29 protein-coding genes and 1 pseudogene are annotated in these 26,903 nt (G+C 73.1%); 20 read left to right on the plus strand and 10 right to left on the minus strand.

Annotated features, from left to right (window positions below; genetic code table 11):
• Positions 1 to 87 precede the first annotated feature (87 nt).
• Genes VK501_RS01630 through VK501_RS01660 form a run of 7 tightly spaced genes read left to right on the plus strand, consistent with a single transcriptional unit; the run spans position 88 to position 5,011 of the window.
• Positions 88 to 507, plus strand: coding sequence for a hypothetical protein (locus VK501_RS01630; RefSeq protein WP_324333964.1), 420 nt, complete (start codon positions 88 to 90; stop codon positions 505 to 507).
• Positions 500 to 892: a hypothetical protein gene (locus VK501_RS01635; RefSeq protein ID WP_324333966.1), complete on the plus strand. Its 393-nt coding sequence runs from the start codon at positions 500 to 502 to the stop codon at positions 890 to 892. The genes VK501_RS01630 and VK501_RS01635 overlap by 8 nt, the downstream gene beginning before the upstream one ends.
• Positions 889 to 1,824: an FAD:protein FMN transferase gene (locus tag VK501_RS01640; protein ID WP_324333968.1), complete on the plus strand. Its 936-nt coding sequence runs from the start codon at positions 889 to 891 to the stop codon at positions 1,822 to 1,824. Before VK501_RS01635 ends, VK501_RS01640 begins: the two co-directional genes overlap by 4 nt.
• Positions 1,821 to 2,438 (plus strand): hypothetical protein, encoded by a 618-nt coding sequence (locus tag VK501_RS01645; RefSeq protein ID WP_324333970.1) that lies wholly within the window; start codon positions 1,821 to 1,823, stop codon positions 2,436 to 2,438. Before VK501_RS01640 ends, VK501_RS01645 begins: the two co-directional genes overlap by 4 nt.
• A 31-nt stretch (positions 2,439 to 2,469) precedes the next feature.
• Positions 2,470 to 3,177, plus strand: coding sequence for a response regulator transcription factor (locus VK501_RS01650; RefSeq protein WP_324333972.1), 708 nt, complete (start codon positions 2,470 to 2,472; stop codon positions 3,175 to 3,177).
• A complete protein-coding gene (locus VK501_RS01655; protein ID WP_324333974.1) occupies positions 3,174 to 4,607 on the plus strand; it encodes a HAMP domain-containing sensor histidine kinase in 1,434 nt (477 codons plus the stop codon). The genes VK501_RS01650 and VK501_RS01655 overlap by 4 nt, the downstream gene beginning before the upstream one ends.
• Positions 4,604 to 5,011: a hypothetical protein gene (locus VK501_RS01660; RefSeq protein ID WP_324333976.1), complete on the plus strand. Its 408-nt coding sequence runs from the start codon at positions 4,604 to 4,606 to the stop codon at positions 5,009 to 5,011. The genes VK501_RS01655 and VK501_RS01660 overlap by 4 nt, the downstream gene beginning before the upstream one ends.
• Before the next feature lie 207 nt (positions 5,012 to 5,218).
• On the opposite strand, the gene VK501_RS01665 is transcribed toward VK501_RS01660, so the two are convergent.
• Positions 5,219 to 6,088, minus strand: a complete 870-nt coding sequence (locus VK501_RS01665) for an NAD(P)H-binding protein (protein ID WP_324334118.1) — start codon at positions 6,086 to 6,088, stop codon at positions 5,219 to 5,221.
• Positions 6,089 to 6,262: 174 nt separating this feature from the next.
• Between VK501_RS01665 and VK501_RS01670 the strand changes: the two genes are divergently transcribed.
• Complete coding sequence (locus VK501_RS01670; RefSeq protein WP_324333978.1) at positions 6,263 to 7,099, plus strand: alpha/beta fold hydrolase; 837 nt, start codon at positions 6,263 to 6,265, stop codon at positions 7,097 to 7,099.
• Between the two features lie 341 nt (positions 7,100 to 7,440).
• Here VK501_RS01670 and VK501_RS01675 read toward each other — a convergent pair whose 3' ends face one another.
• Both VK501_RS01675 and VK501_RS01680 read right to left on the minus strand, forming a co-directional pair.
• Positions 7,441 to 8,139 carry a hypothetical protein gene (locus tag VK501_RS01675; protein ID WP_324333979.1) on the minus strand — a complete coding sequence of 233 codons (699 nt, stop codon included), beginning with the start codon at positions 8,137 to 8,139 and terminating at the stop codon, positions 7,441 to 7,443.
• 225 nt (positions 8,140 to 8,364) lie between these two features.
• Positions 8,365 to 8,592, minus strand: a pseudogene (locus VK501_RS01680) (transcriptional regulator); the annotation flags it as partial.
• Between the two features lie 387 nt (positions 8,593 to 8,979).
• Between VK501_RS01680 and VK501_RS01685 the strand changes: the two are divergent.
• Entirely contained in the window at positions 8,980 to 9,540 is a 561-nt protein-coding gene (locus VK501_RS01685) for an isochorismatase family protein (RefSeq protein WP_349260958.1), read from the plus strand.
• 10 nt (positions 9,541 to 9,550) lie between these two features.
• On the opposite strand, the gene VK501_RS01690 is transcribed toward VK501_RS01685, so the two are convergent.
• Positions 9,551 to 10,447, minus strand: coding sequence for an LLM class flavin-dependent oxidoreductase (locus tag VK501_RS01690; protein WP_324333983.1), 897 nt, complete (start codon positions 10,445 to 10,447; stop codon positions 9,551 to 9,553).
• A 258-nt stretch (positions 10,448 to 10,705) separates the two neighbouring features.
• On the opposite strand from VK501_RS01690, the gene VK501_RS01695 reads away from it, so the two are divergent.
• From VK501_RS01695 to VK501_RS01730, 8 genes are all read left to right on the plus strand, one after another.
• Complete coding sequence (locus tag VK501_RS01695; RefSeq protein WP_324333985.1) at positions 10,706 to 11,368, plus strand: VOC family protein; 663 nt, start codon at positions 10,706 to 10,708, stop codon at positions 11,366 to 11,368.
• Positions 11,365 to 12,735, plus strand: a complete 1,371-nt coding sequence (locus VK501_RS01700) for an NAD(P)/FAD-dependent oxidoreductase (RefSeq protein ID WP_324333987.1) — start codon at positions 11,365 to 11,367, stop codon at positions 12,733 to 12,735. Before VK501_RS01695 ends, VK501_RS01700 begins: the two co-directional genes overlap by 4 nt.
• Complete coding sequence (locus tag VK501_RS01705) at positions 12,732 to 13,493, plus strand: SDR family NAD(P)-dependent oxidoreductase (RefSeq protein ID WP_324333989.1); 762 nt, start codon at positions 12,732 to 12,734, stop codon at positions 13,491 to 13,493. The genes VK501_RS01700 and VK501_RS01705 overlap by 4 nt, the downstream gene beginning before the upstream one ends.
• Positions 13,494 to 13,502: 9 nt before the next feature.
• Entirely contained in the window at positions 13,503 to 14,090 is a 588-nt protein-coding gene (locus tag VK501_RS01710; protein WP_324333992.1) for a redoxin domain-containing protein, read from the plus strand.
• Positions 14,091 to 14,240: 150 nt separating this feature from the next.
• On the plus strand, positions 14,241 to 14,579 hold the full coding sequence (locus VK501_RS01715; protein WP_324333994.1) for a hypothetical protein: 339 nt from the start codon (positions 14,241 to 14,243) through the stop codon (positions 14,577 to 14,579).
• Between the two features lie 188 nt (positions 14,580 to 14,767).
• Positions 14,768 to 15,232, plus strand: coding sequence for a hypothetical protein (locus VK501_RS01720; protein ID WP_324333996.1), 465 nt, complete (start codon positions 14,768 to 14,770; stop codon positions 15,230 to 15,232).
• A gap of 110 nt (positions 15,233 to 15,342) precedes the next feature.
• Positions 15,343 to 16,659, plus strand: coding sequence for a sigma-70 family RNA polymerase sigma factor (locus VK501_RS01725; protein WP_324333997.1), 1,317 nt, complete (start codon positions 15,343 to 15,345; stop codon positions 16,657 to 16,659).
• Between the two features lie 101 nt (positions 16,660 to 16,760).
• Complete coding sequence (locus VK501_RS01730) at positions 16,761 to 17,594, plus strand: NAD(+)/NADH kinase (protein ID WP_324333999.1); 834 nt, start codon at positions 16,761 to 16,763, stop codon at positions 17,592 to 17,594.
• Positions 17,595 to 17,635: 41 nt separating this feature from the next.
• On the opposite strand, the gene VK501_RS01735 is transcribed toward VK501_RS01730, so the two are convergent.
• The 3 genes from VK501_RS01735 to VK501_RS01745 form a co-directional block, all read right to left on the minus strand.
• Positions 17,636 to 18,904 carry an RNA polymerase sigma factor gene (locus VK501_RS01735; protein ID WP_324334001.1) on the minus strand — a complete coding sequence of 423 codons (1,269 nt, stop codon included), beginning with the start codon at positions 18,902 to 18,904 and terminating at the stop codon, positions 17,636 to 17,638.
• Positions 18,905 to 18,907: 3 nt separating this feature from the next.
• Positions 18,908 to 19,333 carry a YciI family protein gene (locus tag VK501_RS01740; RefSeq protein ID WP_324334002.1) on the minus strand — a complete coding sequence of 142 codons (426 nt, stop codon included), beginning with the start codon at positions 19,331 to 19,333 and terminating at the stop codon, positions 18,908 to 18,910.
• A 118-nt stretch (positions 19,334 to 19,451) separates the two neighbouring features.
• The gene (locus VK501_RS01745) at positions 19,452 to 20,372 is read right to left on the minus strand and encodes a LysR family transcriptional regulator (protein WP_324334004.1); all 921 of its coding nucleotides are present in this window, start codon (positions 20,370 to 20,372) and stop codon (positions 19,452 to 19,454) included.
• An 87-nt stretch (positions 20,373 to 20,459) separates the two neighbouring features.
• On the opposite strand from VK501_RS01745, the gene VK501_RS01750 reads away from it, so the two are divergent.
• Positions 20,460 to 21,704 (plus strand): MFS transporter, encoded by a 1,245-nt coding sequence (locus VK501_RS01750; protein WP_324334005.1) that lies wholly within the window; start codon positions 20,460 to 20,462, stop codon positions 21,702 to 21,704.
• 865 nt (positions 21,705 to 22,569) lie between these two features.
• Here VK501_RS01750 and VK501_RS01755 read toward each other — a convergent pair.
• Both VK501_RS01755 and VK501_RS01760 read right to left on the minus strand, forming a co-directional pair.
• Positions 22,570 to 23,043, minus strand: a complete 474-nt coding sequence (locus VK501_RS01755; protein ID WP_324334007.1) for a DUF3237 domain-containing protein — start codon at positions 23,041 to 23,043, stop codon at positions 22,570 to 22,572.
• A gap of 121 nt (positions 23,044 to 23,164) precedes the next feature.
• The gene (locus VK501_RS01760) at positions 23,165 to 23,989 is read right to left on the minus strand and encodes an alpha/beta hydrolase (RefSeq protein WP_324334009.1); all 825 of its coding nucleotides are present in this window, start codon (positions 23,987 to 23,989) and stop codon (positions 23,165 to 23,167) included.
• Positions 23,990 to 24,200: 211 nt separating this feature from the next.
• Between VK501_RS01760 and VK501_RS01765 the strand changes: the two genes are divergently transcribed.
• Complete coding sequence (locus VK501_RS01765; RefSeq protein ID WP_324334011.1) at positions 24,201 to 24,965, plus strand: SDR family NAD(P)-dependent oxidoreductase; 765 nt, start codon at positions 24,201 to 24,203, stop codon at positions 24,963 to 24,965.
• 115 nt (positions 24,966 to 25,080) lie between these two features.
• On the opposite strand, the gene VK501_RS01770 is transcribed toward VK501_RS01765, so the two are convergent.
• Entirely contained in the window at positions 25,081 to 25,983 is a 903-nt protein-coding gene (locus VK501_RS01770) for a helix-turn-helix transcriptional regulator (RefSeq protein ID WP_324334013.1), read from the minus strand.
• On the opposite strand from VK501_RS01770, the gene VK501_RS01775 reads away from it, so the two are divergent.
• The gene (locus VK501_RS01775; protein WP_324334015.1) at positions 25,982 to 26,890 is read left to right on the plus strand and encodes an oxidoreductase; all 909 of its coding nucleotides are present in this window, start codon (positions 25,982 to 25,984) and stop codon (positions 26,888 to 26,890) included. The two genes, VK501_RS01770 and VK501_RS01775, sit on opposite strands and share 2 nt — an antisense overlap.
• Positions 26,891 to 26,903 lie beyond the last annotated feature (13 nt).

Raw genomic sequence — 26,903 nt, forward strand, 5'->3', positions numbered from 1 at the left:
ACCGACGGCACGCCCGGCTCGCAGCCTTTGCCAACCTTTTGCCCGCCCTTGCCTCGTGGCTAGCCGGCCGGTCGGCACGCTGCGGGCATGTCTCTCAACAAGTCCATCTTCGCCGGCGGCAGCGTCCTGGGGCTCGGGGCCCTGGCCGCCGTGGCGCTCGCCTCCGGCGGCGCGCCCGCGGGCGCCACCAGCGCAACGACCACGCAGGGCACCGCGACGAACCGTGCGCCCCAGGCGCAGACCGAGACGGTCACCCAGACCATCCACCGTGTGCGTCGCGAGCGCGGGCAGACGTCGGCGGCCACCGCCGCCCCGCCCGCGCAGACGACGACCACGACGGCGGCGGCGCCTGCCGCCGCGCCCGCCGCGGCGCCGACCCGGACGGTCGAGGACCACCAGCGCGGTCGCGGCAACGACGACCACGGCGACGACGATCACCGTGGCCGCGGCGGCGACGACGACCACGGCGGCGAGGACCACGGCGCCCGGGGCGGGGACGATGACTGACGAGTCCCCGCGCCGTTCGGCGCCGGTCGTGCCGCCGCGCGCGCTCGCTACCGCAGGCGCGACCGGTGCCGCGTTCGCGGGCATCGCGCTGGCGCTGGGCCTGCAGATGCAGGCGGGCCGCGATCCGGCGCTGGGTGCGACCGCCACCGGTGCGGCAGCCACGACCACGGCGACCACGCCGGCGCCCGCGCCGCGGAAGGTCGTGGTCGTCCGCCGCGTGATCGTGGACGTCGTGCGCGCCGCGCCCGCGACCGCCGCGCCCTCCCCCGCGCCCCGGCCCGTCCGCGCCGCGCCGGCGCCGGCCGCCGCGGCTCCCGCTGCCGCGGCTGCGCCGGCCGCGCCCCCTGCCCCCGCGCCCGCGCCCGTCGTCACCCGCGCCTCATGAGCTCCGTCGACACGAGCTTCCGTGCGCTGGGCACCACGGTCCGGCTGATGCTCGGCGGCCGCGACGCCCCCGCCGCCGCGCAGGACGCCCGCGCGTGGCTCGAGCGCTTCGACGCCTGCGCCTCCCGCTTCCGGCCCGGCAGCGAGCTGCGCGCGCTCAACGCCGATGCGCGCGCCACGGTGCCGGTGTCGCCGCTGCTCTGCGCGACCGTCGGCGCCGGGATCTGGGCGGCTCACCGCACCGGCGGCCTGGTCGATCCAAGCCTGCTCGACGCCGTCGAGGCCTGCGGCTACACCCGCAGCTGGGACCCAGCGCGTGCCCTCGACCCGCGGGCGGCGCTGGCCGCCGCACCGGCCCGGCAGCCAGCCGCCGCACACCCCGCCGCGGCGTGGCGCGCCGTCCGCTGCGACCCAGCGGCGTTGACGGTCACCCGGCCGCCCGGCCTGCGCCTGGACAGCGGCGGCACCGGCAAGGGCCTGGCGGCCGACGTCCTGGCGCAGCGCGTGGGCGCGCGCCGCGCGGTCGTCGACGTCGGCGGCGACATCGCCCTCGTGCGCCCGCCCGGCGACGAGGCACCGTTCGAGATCCTCGTGGCGCACCCCTTTGGCGGTGCGACCGCCGCCGTGCTGCAGCTCGACCGCGGCGGCGTGGCGACCTCAGGTCTGGGCGCGCGGATCTGGGCCGGCACCCGCGGTCCGGCGCATCACCTGTTCGACCCGTCGACCGGGCGCCCGGCGTGGACGGGCCTCGCCTCGGTCACGGCGCTGGCGCCGAGCGCGCTGGAGGCCGAGGTCCTCGCCAAGGCGGCGTTGCTGAGCGGCCGCGACGGCGCGGGCGCCTGGCTCGCCCAGCACGGTGGCGTGGTCGTGCACGACGACGGGGCCGTCGAGCTGGCGGGGCCGCTGAGCACCTCGACAGCGCTCGCGGCATGACGGGGCCCGACGCCCTCGACCACGGCTGGTGGCTGGCCTCGCGGGCCTCGGGCCTGGTCGCGCTCGCGTTGCTCAGCACGGCTGTCCTCGCCGGGCTGATGCTCGGCGGCAAGCTCGCGCGCCGGCCCGGGCTGGCGCGCGCGCTGCGCACCACGCACGAGCACACCGCCGTCGCCGGCCTCATCGCGGTCGGCGTCCACGGCGCGACGCTGCTCGGCGACGCGTACCTGCGCCCGGGGTTGTCCGGCGTGCTGCTGCCCGGGGCCATCGACTACCGCCCGCTCGGCGTCGGCCTGGGAATCATCGCCGGCTACCTGGCGGCCGCGCTGGGGCTGAGCTTCCCGCTGCGCCGGCGGATCGGCCAGCGCCGGTGGTTGATCGCTCACCGCTTCACGCTCGTGGCCTATGGCATGGCGGTGGCGCACACGCTCATGGCAGGCACCGACGCCGGGTCTGCGTGGGTGTTCTGGCCGGTGCTGGGCAGCGTGGCGGCCGTGCTGGCGCTCACGGGCGCGCGCGTCGCGGGCGGACGCCACGCCGAGGCCCTGACGCAGGCCAGGGTCGCGGCCGCCAAGGCCGCGCGCGCCGGCAAAGCGCAGGCAAAATCGGTGTGACGGGGTGGCGACCGCCGGTAGCGTGGCTGCCGTGTCCCGGCCGCGCATCCTCTACGTCGAAGACGAGCCGTCGATCGCGGAGCCCTTCAGCCGCGCGCTGGAGCGCGAGGGCTTCGCCCCCACGGTCGCCGGCACCGCCGCCGAGGCGCTGCGGCTCGCCGACGAGCTGCAGCCCGACCTCGTGCTGCTGGACCTCAACCTGCCCGACGGCGACGGGCGCGACGTCTTCCGCGAGCTGCGCCGCCGCTCGGACATCCCCATCATCATGGTGACCGCGCGCGACTCGGAAGCCGACCGCGTGCTCGGCCTCGAGCTCGGCGCCGACGACTACGTCGTCAAGCCGTTCAGCGGTCGCGAGGTCGCCTCGCGCATCCGCGCCGTCCTGCGGCGCGCCGGCGCGGGCGCCGTCCCGGCCGTCGCCGAGCCGCTGCGCCTCGGCGAGCTGGAGATCGACGTCGCCGCACGGCAGACGTTCCTCGCCGGCGCCGAGCTCGACCTGTCGCGCAAGGAGTTCGACCTGCTCGTGGCCCTCGCGCGCCGCGCCGGCACCGTCGCCACGCGCGAGGACCTGATGGCCGAGGTGTGGGACGAGAACTGGTTCGGCTCGACCAAGACGCTGGACGTCCACATCGGCTGGCTGCGACGCAAGCTCGCCGACGACCCGGCGGCGCCGCGCTGGCTGCACACCGTGCGCGGCGTCGGCTTCCGCTTCGCGGCCCCGGACGGTCCTCCCCGATGAGCCTGCGGCTCCTGCTCGCGCTGACCAGCGCGTACGTCGTGCTCCTGGCGGTCGTCGCGCTCGAGGTGCCGCTCGGGATCGCCCTGCGCGACCGCGTCGACGCCGAGGTGCGCCAGCAGGCCTCCGCGCAGGCCGCGATCGTCGCCGCGACGGCGGCCGACCTCCTGACCCCCGCGCACCGCGCGCAGCTGCAGGCGGTCGTAGACCGGACGGCGGCCGCGACCCGCGGCCGCGTGCTCGTCGTCGACCGCCGGGGGATCGTGCTCGCCGACAGCGCGGGCCCCGCGATGCGCGGCGAGTCCTACGCCTCGCGCCCGGAGATCGCCACCGCGCTGACCGGGCGCAGCGTCCAGAACATCCGGCGCTCGGAGACCCTCGCCGAGGATCTGCTGACGACGTCCGCCCCGACGGTGCAGCGCGGCCGGCCGTCCGGTGCCGTGCGCATCACGCAGAGCGTCCGCGCCGTCGATCGTGCCGTGCACCGCTCGTGGGTCGCGCTCGCGCTGCTCGGGCTGCTCGTGCTCGGGCTCGCCGCGATCGTCGGGGCGCTGGTCGCGCAGCGCGTCGCGCGGCCGGTGAGCCGCCTCGAGCGGGCGGCCGAGCAGGTGGCGGCGGGCGACCTGTCGGTGATGGCCGCGGTCGACGGCACGCGCGAGCAGCGATCGCTGGCGCGCTCGTTCAACGAGATGACGGCGCGGCTGGCGCGGCTGCTGCGCTCCCATCAGGACTTCGTCGCCGATGCCTCGCACCAGCTGCGGACGCCGCTGACCGCGCTGCGGCTGCGGCTCGAAGAAGCCGACGCCGCCCTGGACGGTGGCGATCCCGCGGTCGTCCGCGAGGAGCTGCGGGCCGCAACGGGCGAGGCGCACCGGCTGACGCGCATCGTCGAGGAGCTGCTGATCCTCACGCGGGCGCCGGGCATGCGCCCGCCGGCCGAGGCCATCGAGCTCGGGACCTCGGCGCACGAGGCGGTCGAGCGCTGGGCGCCCTCCGCCGCGACGCGCGGCATCGAGCTGACCGCTGTGCCATGTGCCCCGGGCCGCGTGCACGCGGCGCGCGGCGACGTCGATCGGGTGCTCGACGCGCTCATCGAGAACGCCATTGCCTACTCGCCGGCGGGCACCACCGTAGCGGTGGTCGCCGAGGCGGCGGCGATCCACGTCGACGACGAGGGGCCGGGCCTGGCGGAGGGCGAGGCGGAGGCGGTGTTCGAGCGCTTCCGGCGCGGTCGCACCGGGCGTGGCACGCCGGGCGGCTCGGGCCTCGGGCTGGCGATCGCCCGCGAGCTGGCCGGTCGCTGGAACGCCACGGTGGCGCTGACGCCGCGGACTGCGGGCGGCACACGGGCGACGGTCGGCTTCGCCCCGGCGACGGCCGCGCCACGCCCGGCTGCGGGCGCGGGCGCCGAGACGGCAAGGAGGACGGCATGAGCAGCAGATGGCGGATGGTCGCGCTCGCCCTGGGCGGCCTGGCGCTGGCGGCGGCCCTCGGGGTCGCGGTCTCGCAGCTCGCGGGCCAGCGCATCGGCCTGGCGGGCGAACCGCTCAGCGCCGGTGAGCAGTTGGCGCCCGTCGTGACCACGGTGACGCGCACGACGCCGGCGCGCCGCGCCCCCGCGCCGGCGACGACGACGACGACCACGAGAACGACCCCGGCCACGACGGCGCCGCCCAGCACGACCCCGGCGCCCACGCCCGCGCCCGCGCCCGCGCCCACCCGCACCGCCGGCGACGACAACTCCGGCTCAGGCTCCGGCGACGACAGGTCCGGCTCGGGCTCCGGCAGCGGCGACGACAACAGCGGCAAGGGCCGCGGGCGTGGCGGCGACGACTGACGGGCGCTCGACGCCGGCCACACGCTGGTGCTCGTCTGCCGAGCCGGTCGCCCCGGGCTGGCCTCCGTTCTTGGAACACGGCGCGGTTGGCCGCAAGGACGACGCGAGTGCGCGTGGGCTTCTGCCCGTCAGGTCGGCCACGGTAGGCCGCAGCAGGCACACGTCGAGCTCGATGCTCGACCGCGCCCGCGACAACTCTCAGGGCTCTCAGCCCACGGCCAGCAGGTCTGCGCGCTGGGCGACGAGCACGTCGCGCAGCGCCACCGGCGGGCGTCCGGTGAGGCGCTCGAAGGCCGGGTCGACCACGTCGAAGTACCCGCGGCGGACCGCCCGGCCGAACGCGGCGATGCGCCAGGCGCTCGGCATGGGCGTGCCGATGCCGACGAGGACGTTGGTGAGCATCGCGTCGCTGAGTTGCAGGACCTTCACCGGCTGTCCGCTCAGATCGCCGTACAGCTCGGCCAGATCCTGCACGGACAGGGCCTCGGTGCCGGTGATCTCGTAGGTCTTGCCGGCGTGGCCGTCGGTCGTGAGCGTGATGGCGGCCGCCTCGGCGCAGTCCCGGCGCGAGACGAAGACGATGCGTCCGCCGCCGTTGTTCGTGACCAGCCGGCGGTTCTGGACCGCGGTCGCGGCGGGCGGAAGCACCAGCTCGGCGAAGCTTCCGAACCGCAGCACCGTCCACGCCAGACCGCTGCGATGGAGCATCGCTTCTGTCACACCCGGCTCAGCGGCGAGCGCGCCGGTCGGATTGGAGGCCACGGGTTTGACGATCGACGTGAAGACCACGTGGCGGACGCCGGCCGTCGCCGCGGCATCGATGGCGGCGCGATGCTGGCCGGCCCGGCGACCGAGGGCGTCGGTGCTGATCAGCAGCATCCGGCGGCCGCCGGCGAAGGCGTCGCGCAGTGAAGCGGGGTCGTCGAAGTCGCCGTAGCGGACCTCGGCACCGCGAGCGCGCAACTCACGCAAGGCCTCCGGACGGCGAGTGACGAGCACGACCTGCTCCGGCGCGAGGCGCTCCAGCAGCTGCTCGGCGACGAGGCGGCCGAGGTGGCCCGCCGCTCCTGTGACGATGACGGTCGTGAGATCTCCGGTCGATTGAACGCGGGCTTCCGCACGGACACGCTACGGAGCCGCGAACCGCAGCAGACCGGCCCGAAGAGACGGGTCGACCGTACGGAAGGCCAGCCGGACCGAGGGCGTCCGCGCCGTTGACTGGACCGAAACCCCGAGGAGGATTGCGCCCCGATGCCCTTCGCCAGCAACGGAACAGTCGAGCTCCATTGGGAGAGCTTCGGTGACGGACCGGCCGTGCTGCTCATCGCCGGACAGGGGATGACGGTCGACGCCTGGTCGGCGACGATCCCCGTTCTGGCCCGCTCGTTCCGGGTGATCGCCTTCGACAACCGCGACACCGGGGGCAGCAGTCGCGTGCCGTGGCCCTACACGGCGGCGCAACTGGCCCAGGACGCCGTGGCGGTCCTCGACGCCGCCGGCGAGCAGCGCGCCCACGTGTACGGCATCTCGCTCGGCAGCCTGGTGGCGCAGGAGGTGGCGCTCCGGCACCCCGATCGCGTCCAGGCGCTCGTCCTCGGTGCCAGCTCCGCCGGCGGGTTCGCCGCCTACAAGCCCTCGGCCGCCTCGTTCGCGCAGACGTTCCTCGTCCGCGCCGGCGCCATGGGGCCGGAAGAGGCGGCGTGGGCCGCCGTCCCCTACACCTATGCCGAGAAGACCCGCCGGTCGCACCCGGAGCGCATTGCCGCCGACATCGCGCATCGGCTGAGCTCGCCCCCTGAACCCCTCGCCTATCTGCACCAGGCGACCGCCGTGGCGACGCACGACGCGTACGAGCGGCTCAACCAGATGGCCGCCCCGACGCTCGTCGTCCACGGCGAGGAGGACGTCTTCGTGCCGCCCGCGAACGCGCTCGTGCTGGCCGAGAGAATTCCGGGCGCGCAGCTGCGACTGTGGCCCGACGCTGCGCACATGTACAACATCGACGAGCCCCGGGCCGAGCGGGACATCGCAGGCTTCCTCCTGCACCACTCCGCCGTCCGGCCCGCGCGGGGCTTCGCCGCTGCCTGATCGCGCAGGCCCAGGCCTCCGGTCGGTGTCAGGCCGCGAGGCGCCGCGGCGTCGACGTAGGAGCTGCCTCCCCACCGCACTGCCTCTCCGTGCCTGAACCGTGCTGCATGGATCGCTGCGCATCGGCGTGAACTGCGAGCCGTCGCCGAGGGCTCCGTCGATGGCGTTGACCAACTCCGGTCGGTAACGCGGGTGGATGTCCGCCTCCAAGGACACCAACATCGCCGCTGGAGCTTCAGGATGGCTGCCGAGGATCGCCTGGCTGCCGATGACCACGAACTCGTCCTGACCGGTCACGTTGGCCGCCGCAGCGATCACGTGCTCGAACTCGTCGAGCCGCATCAGCGAACCTCGCCGAGTACGCGCCGACGCTCAGCCTCGCTGAGCGTCCCGGCAAACGGCGAGTTCTGGCGCAGATCGTCGGCCTCCCCGCTCTCCTGGATGATGAGCCGTCGGATCTCGGCCACCGGACGTCGCAGCACCTCGTCCCAGCGTTCCGCGTAGCGCCGGTCGATCCGTCCCTGCTCGCGCCAGCGATACAGGACGTGCCGAGCCTCGTCGACCATCGGCCGGCGTAGTCGCCGTGCGACGGCCCGGTGATAAGCGAGGCTGCGGCCGCTGGCGCGACTGTGGCCACCTTGGCGCTCGGTCTCCTCGAGTGTGCCGATCGGCACGCGCTCCGCCGCGTTGCGATAGCGAGCCATCGCCGGGGCCAGCGCATACCGCCGCGGGCCGTCGGCACGATCGCGATCGATGGACTCGCGGAGGTCCAGGAGCGCCGGAACCGGGATCTCGGTGCGGCCCGCGGCCGAATAGACGACCGGCAGATCGCCCGCCTTGATCCACCGCTCCAGCGCCGCGTGGCTGACGCCGAGGGTCCTCGCCGCCAAGCGCCGCGAGACGGTCTCGCCCAATTCGCGCTCCAAGCTGACCCGCACCGCCGCGATATCCGCGTCACCGGGCGCGCCGCGGCCCACGCGGCGCAGCCTCACGATGTTCTCGAACAACTCCTGCTTGCGATCGACGACGCCCATGGCCACGGACAACCATACCGCGAGTTGCCAGAAATCACCAGAAATGGCTACTCGCTCGGGGGGCGACTCCCACGAGAGCGTTGGCCTTCACGCCCGTCAGGCGGTCGGACTGACTGCGTCCATCGCCGCGACCGGATCGATCGGGAGCTCCTGGGTCCCGATCACCGACAGCAGCTTGAGGCGTTCGGCGTCCTCGGACCGGGGCGTGGCGGTGAAGACGACCAGCCTCGGTCAGGTTCTCGTCAGGATCTGGCAGTCCAACGTGATCGGGCCCACGAGCGGGTGGTCGAAGCGCTTGCGGGTGCCCGCGGGGCTGGCGACCTCATGGCGCGCCCAGAGCCCGGCGAACTCGCGGCTCTCGCGCAGCAGATGCTCGACGAGCTCGTGGTCGTCGGCCCAACGGCCGTGGACCGCACGCAGGCTCGCGGCGTAGGTGCGTCGCATGGACGCAGCGTCGTGAGCTGGAGCGCGACACGGGCACGCTCGTCAGCCGGACCGGGCCCGTCACGTATCTCTCGTCGTTCAGCATAGCCAAGCGGGCACCATTCGTCATCACTCCGGTCCTCGGAACGATGTACCCGCTCCCGCACCACCCGCGGAGCGCCGGGCCTGTGCTACGTCGAGGACTCCCGCAACATCTTCGGCGCCCCCGAGCTGACGCAGGCGGCAGAGCTGCCGCGCGCTGCGGAGCTCGCGGGCGTGGCCGGCGAGCAGGCATCCGAGCTCGTCGACGCCCACGTCCGCGCCGACGAGCGCCCGCTGGCGTTCGTCCACCCGATCGTCGGCGAGGCGATGCGCAGCGATACCGTGGTGGACACAGGAGTCCACCGTGAGCAAGGGGAGACCATGACCACATTCGAGAACCGGCCGAACACCGCCCTCCTCGTCGTCGACGTGCAGAACGGCGTCGTCGAGGGGGCTCACGAGCGCGACGTGGTCGTCGCGAACGTCGGCAGCCTCGTCGAGAAGGCGCGGCGGGATCGGGTCCCGGTCGTCTGGGTCCAGCAGACCGACGAGCAGCTTGCGCGGGCGAGCGACGACTGGCTGATCGTCCCCGAGCTGACTCCAGGCGACGCCGAGCCACGCATCGAGAAGAGCTACGGCGACTCCTTCGAGGACACCACCCTCGAGACCGTGCTGTCGGACCTCGGTGTCGGGCGACTCGTCGTCGTCGGCGCACAGACCGATGCGTGCATCCGCTCGACGCTCCACGGCGCGTTGGTCAGGGGCTACGACGCGGCCCTGGTCAGCGACGCCCACACGACCGAGGACCACACGTCATGGGGCGCGCCATCGCCGGACCAGGTCATCGCGCACACGAACCTGTACTGGACCTATGAGGCGGCGCCGGGGCGGACGGCCGGGACGGTCGAGACCAAGGACGTCGACTTCGGCGGCACGTCCTGAGGGCGAGCACTCACACCAGCGCGAGCGCCTCGCCCAGTGTCCGGATCGAGCGCTCGGTGATGGGACTGGCGACGAGGATCACCTCGTCGGCGCCCGCGTCCGCCAGCTCACGGATGCGCGCGGCGATCTGGTTGCTCGAGCCCTCGATCGGTCGCGCTGCGCTGGTGATCGGCCGCTCGCCGGAGGCGCCGTCGAGGACGACGAAGGCGCACGCACTGCGCGCGACGTCCTCGGGCGCCCGTCCGGCCTCGATGACGGCGGCGTCGATCGTGGCGTTCAGCGCGGAGAAGCCCTCAGCGGTGTTCCCGTAGTCCTCGTACCAGGTGTTCCAGGCATCGACGTGCGGCAGCGCGATCCGGAGCATCCGCGGGCCGTTGCTGCCGATCATCAGTCGCGTGCGATGACGTGCCGGCGGCAGCAGCACCGCGTCCTGGACGGAGTGGAACTCGCCGTCGAGCGTCACGCGCTCGCCGCGTAGGAGCCGCCCGACGATCGTGAAGGCCTCGGCGAAGCGGGCGACGCGCCGGTCGAACGGGATACCGAAGGCCCGGAACTCGTCCTCGTTCCACCCGGAGCCGAGGCCTAGGACGAAGCGCCCGCCGCTGATCTCGCTCAGCGTCGCCGCCATCTTGGCCAGCACCGCCGGCGGGTGGAACGCCGCACAGGCGACGAGCGGGCCGAGGACCACTCGGTCCGTGACGGCGGCCAGCGCGGCCAGCAGCGTCCAGGCGTCCCACGGACCACGCTCGGGCCGGCCGTCGCCACGGTAGAGCAGGTGGTCGCCGACATACAGGCCGTCGAAGCCGACCTCCTCGCCGGCGATCGCCATCGCGCGGTACTCCGGCCAGCGCACCTCGCGCTCGACCTCCGGGAGCTGGATCGCAACGCGGGGCTTACGGTCGGGCACAACACGACCCTATGTCCTCGGTGAGGACCAGCGACGCAACGCGGCCGCGGCAGTAGCCCCTCCGAGCGCATCGTCGAGATGCGCCTGTACTTCAGCACCTGGCCGCTGACAGGCTCGCCGCCGCGCGCGTCTACGACGACGCCGACCCGCCGCTGAGCAGGCACGCCCAGCGGCCGGAAACGGGGTTTTCCGGGCGCGCGTCGGGGCGTATGGTTGATGCCTTCCGGTCCAACCTCACGGATCGAGAGGAGCAGCACGATGAGCCACACCGAGATGGCCCCTGGAGAGACCCGCGAGGGTCAGGCTCTGGACTTCAAGCTCGAGGTCGTGGTCTTGCCGGTGACCGACGTCGATCGGGCCAAACGCTTCTACACGTCGCTGGGCTGGCGGCAGGACGCCGACTTCGCCACCAGCGACGAGCTCCGGGTCGTGCAGTTCACGCCGCCCGGGTCGGAGGCCTCGATCATCTTCGGCCAGGGCGTCACGTCCGCGACGCCCGGCTCGGTCGAGGACCTCCAGCTCACGGTCTTCGACATCGACAAGGCGCGCGACGAGCTCGTCGCCCGCGGCGTCGACGTCACCGAGGTGTTCCACGACGCCGGCGGCGTGTTCCACCACGCGGGGACCGAGGCGCGCGTCGCCGGCCCTGCGCAAGATCACGCCGACTACGGGTCGTGGGCCTCGTTCCGCGATCCCGACGGCAACGGCTGGCTGCTGCAGGAGATCCAGGTCCGCCTGCCTGGGCGGGTGAGCGCGACGACGCGATACGACGACGCGCAGGACCTGGCCAAGGCGCTGCGGCGTGCCGCCGCCGCCCACGGCCAGCACGAGGCACGCACCGGCCAGGAGGACCCCGACTGGCCCGGCTGGTACGCGGAGTACATGGTCCGCGAGCGGGCCGGTGAGGAGCTGCCGACATGAGCGACTACGACGTCATCGTGCTCGGCGGCGGCTCGCCGGGTGAGCACTGCGCCGGTGAGCTGGCCGAGGGCGGCCTGCGCGTCGCGCTGGTCGAGCGCGAGCTGGTCGGCGGCGAGTGCTCCTACTGGGCGTGCATCCCGTCCAAGACGCTCCTGCGCCCCGGCGAGGCCGTGCACGCCGCACGCGACGCGGCCGCCACCGCGCAGGTCGACGTCGAGGCGGCGCTGGCGTGGCGTGACTTCATGGTGTCCAAGTACTCGGACGCCGGCCAGGAGCGCTGGCTGGCCGAACACGGCATCGCGTTGCTGCGCGGGACCGGCCGGCTCGCCGGCACGGGCGTGGTCGAGGTCGACGGCGTCCCGCACACCGCCGAGCACGTCGTCGTCGCGACGGGCTCGGAGCCGATCGTGCCGCCCGTCCCCGGCCTGCGCGAGCTCGAGGGGATCTGGACCAACCGCGAGGCGACGGGCATGCGGTCCGTGCCGCGCCGCCTGCTCGTGCTCGGCGGCGGGGCGGTCGGCGTCGAGATGGCGCAGGTCGTACGGCGACTGGGCGGCGAAGTGGTCCTGATCGAGATGGGCGACCGCGTGCTCAGCCGCGAGCCGGCGCCATTGGGTGAGGCGCTCGGGGAGATCCTGCGCGCCGACGGCATCGAGGTCGTCCTCCGCGCGACGGCGAGCTCCGCGCGGCGCGACGGCGAGGACTACGTCGTGGCGCTCGATGACGGCCGCGAGCTGCGCGGCGACCGCCTGCTCGTCGCCACCGGCCGGCGGCCGCGCACCGCGGGGATCGGGCTCGAGACGGTTGGCATCGAGGTGGGTGGGAACGGGGTCCACGGGATTCCGGTCCACGCGTCCTTGCGCGCCGGCGAGCGGCTGTGGGCGATCGGCGACGTCACCGGGCTGTTGGCGTTCACCCACGTCGGCAAGTACCAGGGCGACATCGTCGCCGCCAACCTCCTGGGCGAGTCGCGCGAGGCCCACTACGACGCCGTGCCGCGGGTCGTCTACACCGACCCGCAGGCGGGCGCGGTCGGTGCGACCGAGGCGCGCTTCAGCGGGTCGGCGCGCATGGCCGAGGTCACCAAGAACGAGACCTACACGCGCGCCTACGCGGACTCCAACGGGTTCCTGACGCTCCTGTCCGACGGCGAGCGGCTGGTGGGCGCGTACGCGGTCGGGCCGGAGGCCGGCGAGTGGCTGCAGCAGGCGACGCTCGCGATCCGCGCCGGCGTGCCGCTGGACGTGCTGCGCGACACCATCCAGCCCTTCCCCACGTTCTCGGAGATCTACAACGACGCGCTCAAGGCCCTCCGCAGCGAGATCGTGGCCGCGCGCGAGCCGACCGGTGCGAGGCAGCAGTCATGACGACCGCGAACGACGTCGGCGCCGCCCAGCGCGCGCCGGAGCTGCTCGGCCAGACCGTGGTCGTCGTCGGCGGCAGCGCGGGCATCGGGCTGGAGACCGCCCGGCGCGCCCGCGCCGAGGGTGCCGACGTCGTCCTCACGGGCCGGAACGCGGAACGCTTGAAGCAGGCGGCCGACGAGGTCGACGCACGCAAGACCGCGGCGTTCGACGCCGGCGACCCGGCGTCGATGAAGCGGTTCTTCGACGACCTGCCCGGCCCGATCGACCACGTGATGGTCACAGCCGGCGGCCCGCATTACGGGCCCCTGCTCGAGATGAGCTCCGATGAGCTGCGCCGGGCGATCAGCGAGCACATGGTGCTGGCGCTCGAGGTCGCGCGCAACGCCGCCGGCAAGATGAGGCCCGGCGGCACGCTGCTGCTCATCGGCGGAACCGGTGGGCGGCGGATCAGTCGCGAGCTCGGGATCGTCTCCGCGGCCACCGCCGCGCTGCCTCCGTTCGCGGCGACCCTCGCGCTCGAGCTCGCCCCGGTTCGCGTCAACCTCATCGCCCCCGGCTTCGTCGACACCCCGCTGTCGGCGTCGCTGCTCGGCGACGCACTCGACGCCCGGCGCGACGAGCTCCGCGCGACGCTCCCCATCGGGCGCGTCGTCGGGCCGGCCGACGTCGCCGCGCTCGCCGTTCACCTCATGACGAACAGCGCGGTCACCGGCGCGACCTATGACATCGACGGCGGCCAGCAGTTCGTCTCTCCCTGAGGCCGGCTCATGCGCGCCGACATCGTTCCCGGCGGGACCTTCCCCGACTACGAGCTGCCCGATCACACGGAGACGCCCCGCAAGCTCAGCGAGCTGCAGGGCACCGATCCGTTGGTCGTCCTGCTCTCCCGCGGGCATTACTGCCCGAAGGAACACCAGCATCACCTCGAGCTCGCCGCGTTCCAGTCGCAGGTCGCCGTGGCCTACACCCAGATGGTCACGATCGCGACCGACGAACACCACGAGCTCCAGGAGCTGCGCGCTTCAGTCGGCGCGCAGTGGACGTTCCTCTCGGACCCCGGACGCATCGTGCAGAAGGACCTCGACATCCAGGAGTACACGGACCCCGAGCACGACCCGATGGTCCCGCACACGCTCGTGCTCAAGCCCGGGCTCATCATCCACAGCGTCTACAACGGCTATTGGTTCTGGGGCCGTCCGTCGGCCGAGGACCTGCGCCGCGACCTGCGCGACGTGACGCGCGAGATCCGCCCGGACTGGGACCTGAGCGCGCCCGGGCTGCGGGAGGCGTGGGACGCGGGCGACGTCTCGCCCTTCCACGGGTGGGACGAGCGCACGGCTCGCAGCGGCCCGTGAACCGCCTCGCCGCCCCGACGCTCGTCGGAAGCGTGCGGACAGCCGCCCCCGCATGCCCGACGGGCCAGCCCGAAACGGTCGCCGGTCCAGCTTGCGGTCCAGCCGGAAGCAGCGACCTTGTGCCGCCCGCACAAGGAGACACAGCAGCTCATGATTTTGGACAAGCGCCTCACTGCCGCCGCGGCCGTCCTCGGCACGCTCGCGATCGCGGCGCCGATCTCCGGCGCCAGCGCCGACGCCCCGAGTCCCGCGTCCACCGCGCCCTCCGCCGACGTATGCGCCAGCGTGGCACAGGCCGGCGCGATGGCCGTCCTTGGCGACTACGGGCCGCTCGGTGCATACGGTCCCACGGGAGACCTCCACGGGCAGCCCAATCCCGCCACGAACTGCGGCGGGGCGATCAGCTTCGCGCTGCCGGGCTTCACCGTCGGCTCGTTCGTCAACGCGAACCTCTCGATCGGGCAGCACGCCGCCGGAGCGCCCGGGTAGAGGCCGCTAGCGACCACCGCAGCGGCGGCGAGCAGCGGCGCGACGGCGGCCCCCGGACAGCCCGGGGGCCGTCGCCTCTACCTCCTCAGGTGCAGACCTGCGCGACCTGAGTCGCGAAGCACAGCGCAAGTTCTCCGGACGCGCGGCATCTCATGGATGTCACGACTTCTGACCACTGGAGGCTCACCATGAGAACACTCGCTCTCGTGGGCGCGATCGGCGCCCTCGCCGTTGTCGCTCCCGCCCAGGCCGACAAGCCTGCCCATCCGCCCAAGCCCGCCCATCCCGCCAAGCCCGCTCAGCCGGCCAAGCCGCCCAAGGCCAAGGACTGCACGCCGAACAACCGCGGCTTCCGGGCCGCCGGCTCGCTCGGCGCCGCGGCGCTCGCCAAGAACGCTGACGGCACCTACAGCGGGACGATCACGGCCGACGTGAAGAAGGCCAACCGCAGCGCGCCGACCGGGTCGCAGACCTACACGCTGGATCATGCCAAGGTGAAGTTCCACCACGGCGTCGACCCCGTGGCCCCGGGCCCGGGCAGCCGCGTCACGGTGCACGGCAAGATCACCGGCTTGCCGAAGAGCTGCTCGACGACGGGCTTCACGCCGAGCGTGACCGTCAAGAAGGTCGACATCAACCGGCCCAAGCACTAGCCCGGTGGGCGAAGCCACGCAGCGCCGCTTCGCCGGCCCCTGCCGCTCGGCGGGCGGACGGGGCAGCGCTGCGTGGCGCCTCGCGAGCGGCGGCGGGCTAGGGTGATCGCGTGAGGCTCCCCCGCTCGCACAAGGCCGACCCGCAGGCGGCCGTCGAGTCGCTGTATCACCGCTACGGGGGCGATGTCTACCGCCACGCGCTGGCGATCATGGGCGACGCGGGCGACGCCGAGGACATCACCCAGACCACGTTCCTCAACGCCTTCCGCGCAATCGAGCGCGGCGACCAGATCCGCGAGCCCAAGGCGTGGCTGTGGACGATCGCCCACAACGTCTGCCGGCAGCGCTTCCGGCAAGTCTCGCGCCAGCCCAGCCAGGTGCCGTTCGACGAGGACGTCGGCGAACTCGTCACCGAACACGAGGGCCCGACCGCCGAGGACCTCACCCGAGCGCTCCAGCACCTGCCGTTCAACCAGCGCTCAGCCCTCGTGATGCGGGAGCTCGAGGGCCGCTCGCCTCGCGAGATCGCCGAGGCACTGGGCGTGACGCTGTCGGCGACCGAGACCCTGCTCTTCCGCGCGCGGCGCAGCCTGCGCGAGCAACTGGAAGGCAGCCTCAGCTGTCAGCAGGCCGAGCAGGCCATCTCGCGCCAGGCCGACGGCATGCTCGCGCGCTCCGAGCGCGGCGCGCTTCGGGCGCACCTGCGGGAATGCGCGGAGTGCGCGCGGGCCGCCAAGAGCGTCCGCGCGCGCCGCGGAGCCATGAAATCCCTGGCGGCGATGCCGCTGCCCCCCGCGCTGGCTTTGGCCTCCAGCTTCGGTTCCTCCACCGGCGCCGGCGCGGTCGCCATGGGCGGCTCGATGCTCGGCAAGCTCGCGATCGGTGGCGCCGCTGCGGCGCTGGTGGCCGGCGGCGGCGTTGCGGCGGTCTCGACGCACCCGTGGCGTCCGAGCGACTTGCAGCGCGCATATACCTCGGACCATGCGGTACCGCGCGCCGGGCGGCCGGCACAGAGTCCGACGCAACTCGCTCCTGCCGCCGACGTCCGTCTCGCCCCGGGCTCGGCGAACGCTCACCATCCGGTCTCGACGCTGACGACGGGCAAGCCGGCGCCTTCGACCTCAACAAACCACCCGCGCAAGAGATCTGCCCATGCCGTGACGAAGACGGCCAAGCCGCGGCTCGTCGCCAAGGCGCCCAAGCTGCACGCCGCCAAAGCACCGAATCCGCGCGCCGACAAGCCCTCCAAGGACCGGAAGGCGCCCAAGACGCCGAATCCGCCCGCGAGCAAGCCGTCCCAGGACCGGAACGCGCCCAAGGTGCCGAATCCGCGCGCGAGCAAGCCGTCCCAGGACCGGAACGCGCCCAAGGCGCCGAATCCGCGCGCGAGCAAGCCCTCCACGAGCCTGCACGCTGACAGAAATTGATGCGCAATTGCTGCCTCGGCGGCTGAGCACGCAGCGGTGCTTCCCGATGCCGAGTCGCAGCAGCGGTCCTCCCATCCACGCCGAGGCTACGCTGCCTGGAGATGCGACGGTTCTCGCTCGTCTCTGACGGCAGCGGCTCCGTGGGAGTGCTGGTGACCCCGTCCGCGGAATGCCGGCCGCAGATCCTCACGGTGCAGGCCTGGGCGGCCGAGCAGGGCGTGGAGGTCCTCGACCTCGGGACGAGCGCTGCGCCCAGAGGACTGGGCCCGGGCTGTGGGCTGGTCATCGCGCTGGGCGGCGACGGCACGATCCTGCGCGCGTTGCAGCTGGCGATGCCCCACCAAGTCGGCGTGCTCGGGATCAACTTCGGCAACGTCGGCTTCCTCGCCGACTGCCACCGAGACGACTTCGCCGCGGCGCTGGACGACGTCGCTCGCGGGGAAGCGAGGATCGACGAGCGCACGGCTCTCGTCGCCACGATCGGGACCGAGCCGCCCCGCACGGTCGTCGCCTTCAACGACGTGGTGGTCGCCCGCCGCCCCGGCCACGGCACGGCGCGGCTCCGGGTCGAGGTCGATGGCGAGGCGGTACTCGCACTGCGGGGCGACGGCGTCGTCATCGCGTCGCCGACGGGGTCGACCGCCTACAACGTCGGTGCCGGTGGTCCCGCGGTCGCGCCGTCCCTGGACGCCATCGTCGTCACGCCGTTGGCCACGCAGGGCAGCCGGCTGCGATCGCTCGTGCTGGACGGCGGCGACACCGTCCGCGTCGCGACTGAGCCGTCCAGCGCGCCGCTGAGCGCTGAGATCGACGGCCGGACCATCCACGACGTGCCGATGCCCGGAGTCCTCGAGGTCCAGGCGGCACCGCACAAGGCCCGGCTGGTCCGCACGCGACCACGAACGTTCTACAGCGACTTGGCGCGCGGGCTCTGATCTCACCGGTGCCGAGCGGATTCGGTCGCGAAGCTCCTCGACTACCCGCGCGCGGCGCAGCCCGCGATGCGCCCCAGCAGCACGGAGCGCTCGCGGGCGTTCTGCGTGAGCGTGAGGGCGCGCTCGAACTCGGCGCGCGCGTCAGCGAGCCGGCCCAGCTTCTCCAGCAGGTCGCCCCGCACCGTCGGCAGGAGGTGATAGCCGCTCAGGGCCGGCTCGTCGGCGAGGACGTCGACCAGGCGGAGCGCCTGAGCGGGCCCGAACGCCATGCCGACCGCGACCGCGCGATTGAGGTCCACCACCGGCGACGGCGCGACCTGCGCGAGGCCGTCGTAGATGGCGACGATGCTCACCCAGTCGGTGTCCGCCGCCGTCCGGGCGCGCGAGTGGCAGGCGGCGATCGCGGCCTGCAACGTGTACGTGCCGACGGCGCCGCCCGCCGCGTAGGCGCGCTCCAGGGCGGCGAGTCCGCGGCCGACGAGCATCCAGTCCCAGCGCGAGCGGTCCTGGTCGAGCAGGAGGATCGGCTCCCCGTCCGGCCCGACCCGGGCGCGGGCGCGCGACGCCTGCAGCTCCATCAGCGCGGACAGCCCGTGCACTTCCGGCTCCCGCGGCAGCAGCGCCGCAAGCATGCGGCCGAGCCGGAGCGCCTCGTCGAGCAGCTCCGGGCGCAGCCACTCGTCGCCGGCGGTGGCGGCGTAGCCCTCGTTGAAGATCAGGTAGATCACCTCCAGCACCGCGGCGAGCCGCTCGGGCAGCTCGCCGCGCTCGGGCACCTCGATCGGCACGCGGGCGGCGGAGAGCGTGAGCTTCGCGCGCACGATCCGCTGCTGCACGGTCGCCTCCGGCACCAGGTAGGCGCGGGCGATCTCCTTGGTGGTGAGCCCCGCGAGCAGCCGGAGCGTGAGCGCAACGCGCGCCTCCAGCGAGAGCACGGGGTGGCAGGCGGTGAAGATGAGGCGCAGGACGTCGTCGTCGAACGGGTCGGCGGCCTCCGCGGCGAGGTCGGGCGCGTCCGCCTCGCCGCGCAGCTCGATGTCGCGCCCCAGCTCCTCGGTCTTGCGCCGGTCGACGTCGGCGCGCCGCAGACGGTCGATCGCGCGGTGCTTGGCGGTGGCCATGAGCCAGGCGCCCGGGTTGTCCGGGACGCCCTCCTCCGGCCACTGCTCCAGCGCCGCCACGAGCGCCTCCTGCGCGAGGTCCTCGGCGAGGCCGACGTCGCGCACGAAGCGGGCGAGGCCCGCGATGAGCCGGGCGGACTCGATCCGCCAGACGGCGTCGATCGTGCGCTTGACGTCGGCGGCCGGCACCTACTACGCGCCGGTCTGGGCGCGCAGCGCGGCCTCCCGCTCGCGCAGCTCCGGCGTGAGCGCGTCGCCGAAGTCCTCGTCCTCGAACACCGGGCGGATCTCGACGATCGCCTCGTCGGCGCCGTCGTCGGGCGCCGGCATGCGCCTGACCCACTCGACCGCCTCGTCGAGCGACTTGACCTGCCAGATCCAGTAGCCCGCCAGCAGCTCCTTGGTCTCGGCGAACGGGCCGTCGATCACCTTGCGCTCGCTGCCCCTGAACGCCACCCGGACGCCCCTCGCGGACGGGTGCAGGCCGTCTCCGGCGAGCATCACGCCCGCCTTCGCCAGCTCCTCGTTGAACGCCGTCATCTCGGTGAGCAGCTTCTCGCTGGGCATCTCGCCGCGCTCGGACTGCTCGTTCGCCTTGACCAGCACCATGACTCGCATCTCGCCGTTCCTCCTTTGGTAGGGGGTCGATTTCGGCCTTCTATCTCATACGTCGAGCGAGCCCGACGGGAATCGACACGGGCCTCAAGGAATGTTCCACGACCGGCGAGGGCTGGCGCTACGAGGGCGATGCGTCGGTCGATCGGGTCGAGACCGAGGCAGCCTCGTGCTTGGCCAGCGTCAGGAGTGCGGCGGCGGCGGCGCTGGGGCGCCGGGTCGTCGGTTCAGCGATGTAGGTCGCGAAGACGGGCGTGTGATGGCGGACGGGCACGAAGGTGATGCCCCGCGTGTCGCGCACGAACGACCTCGGCAGGAAGGCGGCGGCGAGGCCGTGGCGGACGAGGTCGACGAGGGTCTGGGTGTCGTTGACTTCGAGCGCGACGCGGCGTTGCAGGCCGGCGGCGGCGAACGCTCGGTCGACGGCGCTGCGTGTGCCGAAGTCGGGCGGGCCGTCGGCGAAGGTCTCGTCGGTGGTCGCGGCGAGCTCAACGTCCGCGCGTCCGGTGAGGCGGTGGCCGTCGTGGATGGCGAGGGGCATGGGTTCACGGCTGAGCGGCGTGAGCTGGAGGCCGGTGGCGCGGCGGCTGGGGAGGGCGAGGAAGGCGAAGTCGAGGCGGCCGTCGCGGACCTGCGCGGCCATCTCGGCGGAGTCGGCGTGGCGGGCGTGCAGCTCGACGTCGGGGTGCTCGGCGCGGAAGGCGGCGAGCAGCCGGGCGGTGTTGATGGCGCCCTGCGCGTCGGCCTGCATGATCCCGAGGGTCACGGTGCCGCGCAGGCCGCCGCGGACCTGGTCGACGGCTTCTCGGGCGGCGCGGGCGGCGGCCAGGGTGGCGCGCGCGTCGGGCAGCAGCGCGTGGCCGGCGTCGGTGAGCTGCACCCGGTGGGTGGTGCGGTCAAACAGCTCGGTGCCGAGCTCGCGTTCGAGGACGCGGACGCCGGCTGAGACGGCGGACTGGACGATGTGCAGCCGCTCGGAGGCGCGGGTGAAGCTGCCTGCTTCGGCGACGGCGACGAACGTGGCGAGCTGGCGAAGCTCCATGAGGTCACGATAGCTATCGCGCGACGCGATAACCGATAGCTGAAACGTGCGTGGTGCGCGATGACCGCCCGCCCGATGCTGAGAAGCATGGACTTCTTTCCGCATACCGCGCAGGCTCCGCCCCGTCGTCACGGCGCGGGGCTGTGGGCGGTCGTCTTCGCGTTCCTGACCGTCCTCGCGTTCTCGACCGTCCCGACGCCGCTGTATGCGATGTATCAGGCACGCGACGGCTTCTCGACCTTCCTGATCACCGTCATCTTCGTCGCCTACGCGGTGGGCGTGATCCTCGCCTTGTTCTTCGCCGGCCATGTCTCCGACTGGCTCGGCCGACGCCGGGCGCTGGTCCCGGCCGTGCTGACCAGCGTCGTCAGCGCGGTGGTCTTCCTCCTCTGGCGCGACCTTCCCGGGCTGCTCGTCGGCCGCGTGCTCAGCGGCCTGTCGGTCGGCATCGTCACCGCCACCGCCACCGCCTACCTGGGCGAGCTGCACCTCGGCGAGCGCCCCGGCGCCTCGCCCAAGCGCGCGCAGGTGCTGGCCACGGCAGCCAACCTCGGCGGGCTCGGGCTCGGGCCGATCATCGCCGGCGTGCTCGCCCAGACCGTCGATTCGCCGTTGACCGTCCCGTTCGTGATCTTCGGCGCGCTGCTGGCCGTCGCGGCGATCGGCGTCGTGCTCGCCCCCGAGACCGTCACGCCCCCGCAGACGCGGCCGGCCTACCGCCCGCAGCGTGTCGCCGTCCCGGCTGCGGCCCGCCGCCGCTTCTTCGGCGCCGCCGCCGGCGCCTTCGTCGCCTTCGCAGCCTTCGGCCTGTTCACGTCGCTGGCTCCGTCGTTCCTGGCCGGCACGCTGGGCCACGCGTCCCACGCGCTGGCCGGCGTTCCCGCCTTCGCCGCCTTCACCGCGGCGGTCGCCGCGCAGATCGCCGCCGGCGCCTGGACCGTCCGGCGCCTGCTGGCCACCGGGATGGCCGCCCTCTCCGCCGGGATCGTCCTCGTCGTCGCCGCCACGTGGGCGCCGAGCCTGGCGCTGTTCCTGGCCGGCGGCCTGATCGCCGGCGCCGGTGCCGGCCTGCTGTTCAAGGGAGGCATCGTCACCGTGTCGGGCCTTGCCGCCCCCGAGCGCCGCGCCGAGGTCCTCGCCGGCTTCTTCCTCGCCGCGTACGTCGGCGTCTCGGTGCCGGTCCTCGCGCTCGGCATCCTCAGCCAGTTCATCGAGCCCAAGGTCGCCCTGGTGGCCTTCGCGGCCGTCCTGCTCGCCGGCATCGCAGCGTCGGCGCGCACGCTGCTCAGCGGCGGCCGCACAGGCACCCTCCAGCCCGTCGCTGCGACGTAGACCGCGCATAGCCGACAAGCCGACCTTGGGGCGAGACCTCTGATGACGGTCAGGCCAGGACTGTCCGAGCGAACAGTCGCGCGGAGGCCCTCGGCTGGACGAACGTGAAGCGTGCAGCCTCGCAAGCAGGCCGTTCCCCGGGGGCCCGCGGGCAAGCGCTCCGCGGAGCTCCCAGGTGCCCGAGCGGCCGACCGGCCGCCCGGCAACCCCGAGATGAAGGACGCCATGTTGACTCGAAACCGCCTCGTCGTGGCAGCGACCGTCATCGCCGCGCTCGCCATCGCTGCTCCCATGGCCGACGCGAGCGCCACCACCATGCCCCCGGGCGTCCCCGCATTCGTCAATCCGGGCCCCACCGGGCCGCTCGGCCCCCTCGGTCCCAGCGGCCCGCTCGGAGGAAACGGCAACGTGCCCGGTGGCCTCGACGCCTTCAACTGGGGCCCCACCGGGCCGCTGGGCCCGTCAGGCGCGTTGGGCCCGTCGGCAGTGGCCCCCTCGGCACCGGCCGCCCCGACACCTGCCCCGCCGGCAGCGCCTGCCGCCCCGGCCCCGCCCGCCTCGGCAACCGGCTCCCCGACCACCCGACCTCGCCCCCATCGTTCGCGCACCCGCCGATCGCACAGCCACCGCACCCACCGGTCACACCGCCACCGCACCCACCGCCACCGCGCCCGACCGCGGTAGATGCTGGCGATGCATGGGTCCCGCTGACCGCTGCCCTGGGTGACCATCGGCCGGATGGCGCGCTGGGTGATGTGAAGGAGCTCGGCCAGGTTCACGGACGTGACGGTGGCCTAGGCGCGATACAACCCGGCGACGAGGCCGGCGCCGATCCCCTGGGAGGCGCCGGTGATGATCGCGACCTTCATTCGACGAGGTAGGTCTCGTAGATGACACCTGCGGTTTGGCGGCCGGCGACGCTGATCAAGACGCCCTTGTTCAGCCAGTCGAGGCCCGGGGCGGCGGTCTCGATCTGGGTCGACGTCCGGAAGATGTACTCGCTGGCGTCGACGTCCTCGCCACGCGCGAGACGTTCCAGGACCTCGGCGCTGCCATGGCGCACGCCTCGCGACTGGACGTAGAGCAGGTCGCCGCGGTCGGTCTGCAGCGTGTAGCGGATGTCGCCGAGGGCGGTGCCGTCCGCCAGGACGATCTGCCAGTCGGCGCTGGCGCCCGGGAGCAGCTTCCCGCTGATCTCCGGACCGGTGAACGTCCCTCCGGTCAACGGCACGATGCGCCGATGGCCCTGGGCGATGTCGCCGAGATCCAGCGGTTGGCCGAGGGCGGCCTCCAAGCGATAGACCTGGGTCAGACGAGGAGCGGGAAGCCGAGTGCTCATGAGCGGGCGACGGCCGGGTCGCTGGGATGGCGCTCCAGCGCCGTGACGCTGATCTTCATCATGTCGTGATCTCGAATTCGACCAGGAACTCCATGTTCTGTTGCCTCAGCCGTAGAGCCGGTCAGGAGCGCAGGAAGGCCAGCAGGTCGGCGTTGATCGTGTCCGCCTCGGTGGTCGGCATGCCGTGCGGGAACCCCTTGTAGGTCTTCAGCGTCCCGTTCTGCACGAGCTGCGCGGACAGCGGTCCGGAGTCGGCGTAGGGAACGATCTGGTCGTCGTCTCCGTGCATCACGAGGACCGGCACCGTGATCTTCTTGAGGTCCTCGGTGAAATCGGTCTGGGAGAAGGCGACGATGCCGTCGTAGTGTGCCTTCGCCCCGCCCATCATTCCCTGGCGCCACCAGTTCTCGATGATCGCTTCCGAGGGTTCCGCGCCGGGGCGGTTGAAGCCGTAGAAGGGGCCCGACGGCAGCGCCCGGTAGAACTCGGACCGGTTGGCGGCCAGCTGGGCCTGTAGGTCGTCGAACACGCTCTTGGGCAGGCCGCCGGGGTTGGCGTCGGTCTTCACCATGAGCGGCGGCACCGCGCTGATCAACACTGCCTTCGCCACCCGGCTCTCACCATGTCGGCCGATGTAGCGCACGACTTCGCCGCCACCGGTGGAGTGCCCGACGTGGACGGCGTCCTGGAGATCCAGATGGGCAGTCAGCGCCGCCAGGTCGTCGGCGTAGTGGTCCATGTCGTGACCGTCGCCGGTCTGCATGGAGCGTCCGTGGCCGCGCCGGTCAAGGGCGATGACGCGGTAGCCCTGCTGGAGGAAGTACAGCATCTGCGTGTCCCAGTCGTCGCCCGAGAGGGGCCAACCATGGCTGAAGACGATCGGTTGGCCCGAGCCCCAGTCCTTGAAGAAGATCTGGGTGCCATCGGTCGTGGTGATCGTGCCCATGCGCTGCCTCCGTTGGTCGGGGCGTTGACGCCGAAAGGTCCGCAAGGGCAACGTAGCCATTTCTGTCGTTGCGTTCCAGCGACAGAGATCTGCGCCTACAAGTGTTGAGACGGACCGCCAGGGAGCTGGCCGATGGCCGACGTCCAGCATCGACGCCACGCGTGACTCATGATTGTGCTCTGCGCCCACTTCTCCCAGAGAGGACCTCCCGATGCCCCAAGCCCTGGACAACACCGTCGCGTTGGTCACCGGCGCCAGCAGCGGCATCGGTGCCGCCACCGCCCGCGCGCTCGCCCACGAGGGCGCTGCCGTCGCCCTTGTGGCTCGCCGACGCGAGCGACTCGAGACGCTCGCCAACACGATTCGCACAGACGGAGGCGTAGCGCTCGCCATCGACGCCGACATCACCGACGCCCACCCGGCCCGAGCCGCGGTCGCCGAGACGGTCGCCGAGCTCGGGCGCCTGGACATCGTCATCAACAACGCAGGCTTGATGCTCCTCGGCCCAGTCGCCGACGCACCCGATGACGAGTGGCGGCGCATGCTCGACATCAACGTCAACGGCATGCTCCACATCACCCGCGCCGCGCTGCCCCATCTCACCCGTGCGGCCGCCGACGACCCGCGCCGAGTGGCCGACATCGTCAACATCAGCTCGACCGCGGGCCGCGTCGCCCGCGGCGGCGCGGCCGTCTACAGCCTCACGAAGTCCGGCATCAACGCCTTCTCCGAGAGCCTGCGCCAAGAGCTGCAACCCCAGCGCGTTCGCGTCGGCGTCATCGAACCCGGGACGGTTGACACCGAACTCGGCGATCACGTACGCGCCGAACTGCGCTCCGCCGTCGAACAGCAGACCAAGGACATGGAGAAGCTCTCCCCCGTCGACATCGCCGACGCGGTCGTCTACGTCGTCAGCCGTCCCCGCCGCGTCGCCGTCAACGAACTCCTCGTCCGCGCCGCCGACCAGACCTGGTAACCGAGACTCATCTCCGGGTTGAGACGATCGAGCCGTGGACGATCCGGCTCGACGGCACGAAGCGCTGACACGCGTCACCGGGCCCGGCGTCGCCCGGGTGACCGCGGCTGAGCGCTTAGCGCCGGCTCGCGGTAGCCGGCCCGAGGGTCGCGAGTGCGGCTCTCGTAGCGTCGTCGGCCGGCGCGAACTGCGTCAGGCGCAGATCCGTGTGGCTCGTCGGCACCGACTGCAGGTGGTGAAGGCGAAGCGTGCCGAGCTCCGGGTGCTCGATCGTCTTGGTGCCGAGCTGCTCGGTGAGCACCTCGTGGCGGGGCCACAGGGCGCGGAACTCCGGGCTGGCCTGATCGAGGGCGTCGACGAGGGCGGCGAAGTCCGGGTCGCCGATCCGGCGGGCGTGCTCGGCGCGGAAGCGCGCGAGCGTCTGGCGAGCGGTCATCCGCCGCTGCTCGCCCCGCGGCTCGTCGCTGGTGAACAGCCACCACAGCAGGTTCAGCCGGCCGTCGGGCGCCGGTTGCGGCTCGCCGATGACGCGGAAAGCGGCGTGGTTCCACGCCAGGACATCGCCCCGTGGGCCGATCAGGTACGCCGGGTTGGGCATCAGGCCGTCGACCACGGCGTGCAGCTCCGGCGGCGCCTCGCGCGGGTAGTCGCCGGCGGGCAGCGGCAGCTCGACACGGGCGAGGTGGAACACGTGGGCGCGCTCGGCGGCGTCGAGGCGCAGCGCGCGCGCCAGCGCGTCAAGCACCTGGGCCGAGGGCTTGATGTCACGACCCTGCTCGAGCCACGTGTACCAGGAGACCCCGACCCCGGCGATCTGCGCGACCTCCTCACGCCGCAGCCCGGGCGTGCGCCGGCGGCCGTTGGCCTCCAGTCCCGCGCTCTCGGGGGTGACCTGCGCCCTGCGGTGCTTGAGGAAGTCCGCGAGCTCGGTGCGCCGCGCGTCGGAGGGTGGTGGTGCGAGTCCCAGGATCGATGCCCTTCTTGTGGCTGCTTCGACGGTAGCGCACCCTGATCGCATGACTCCGACCAAGACATCCATGTTGGGCGACCGACCCGTCGGGCGCATCGGCTTCGGCGCGATGCAGCTCGCCGGCCCGGGCGTGTTCGGCCCGCCGCGCGATCGTGACGCGGCTCTGGCCGTGCTGCGCCGCGCGATCGAGCTGGGCGTCGACCACGTCGACACCTCGCAGTTCTACGGCCCCGACGTCACCAACGACCTCATCCGCGAAGCGCTGCATCCCTACCCCGACGGCCTGCGACTCGCCACGAAGGTCGGCGCCCGGCGCGACGACCAGGGCGGCTGGCTGCCGGCGCAGCGGCCGACGGAGCTGCGCGAGGGCGTCGAGGCCAACCTGCGATCGCTCGGGGTCGAGCGCATGGACCTCGTCAACTTGCGGCTGCTCGAGGGCGAGGGCGGGCCCGAGGTGCCGCTGGCCGAGCAGCTCGGCGCGCTGGAGGACCTGCGCCGCGAGGGCAAGCTCGAGCTGATCGGCATCAGCAACGTGTCGCGCGCACGGGCCGAGGAGGCCCTGGAGCTCGTCGATGTCGCCGGCGTGCAGAACGCCTACAGCATCCTCGACCGCTCCGGCGAGGACGTGCTCGAGCTGTCTCGCGAGCGCGACATCGCGTTCGTGCCGTTCTTCCCCCTCGGCTCGGCGTTCACCGGCGGCCCGGCCAAGCTCGCCGCCGACCCGGCCATCGCGCGAGTCGCCGCCAAGCACGACGCGACCCCGTCGCAGATCGCGCTGGCGTGGCTGCTGCACCGCGACGAGCACATCCTGCTGATCCCCGGAACCACCTCCGTCGCGCACCTCGAGGAGAACCTCGCCGCCGGCGACGTGACGCTGGACGCCGACGACCTCGCAGACCTCGACGACGTCACGCCCGCGGGCAGCCCGCAGGAGACCGTCACCCACGACACCTGACCCCGGGGCGGGG

The sequence above is a fragment of the Baekduia sp. genome, assembly GCF_035318805.1.
Lineage (GTDB): Bacteria > Actinomycetota > Thermoleophilia > Solirubrobacterales > Solirubrobacteraceae > Baekduia.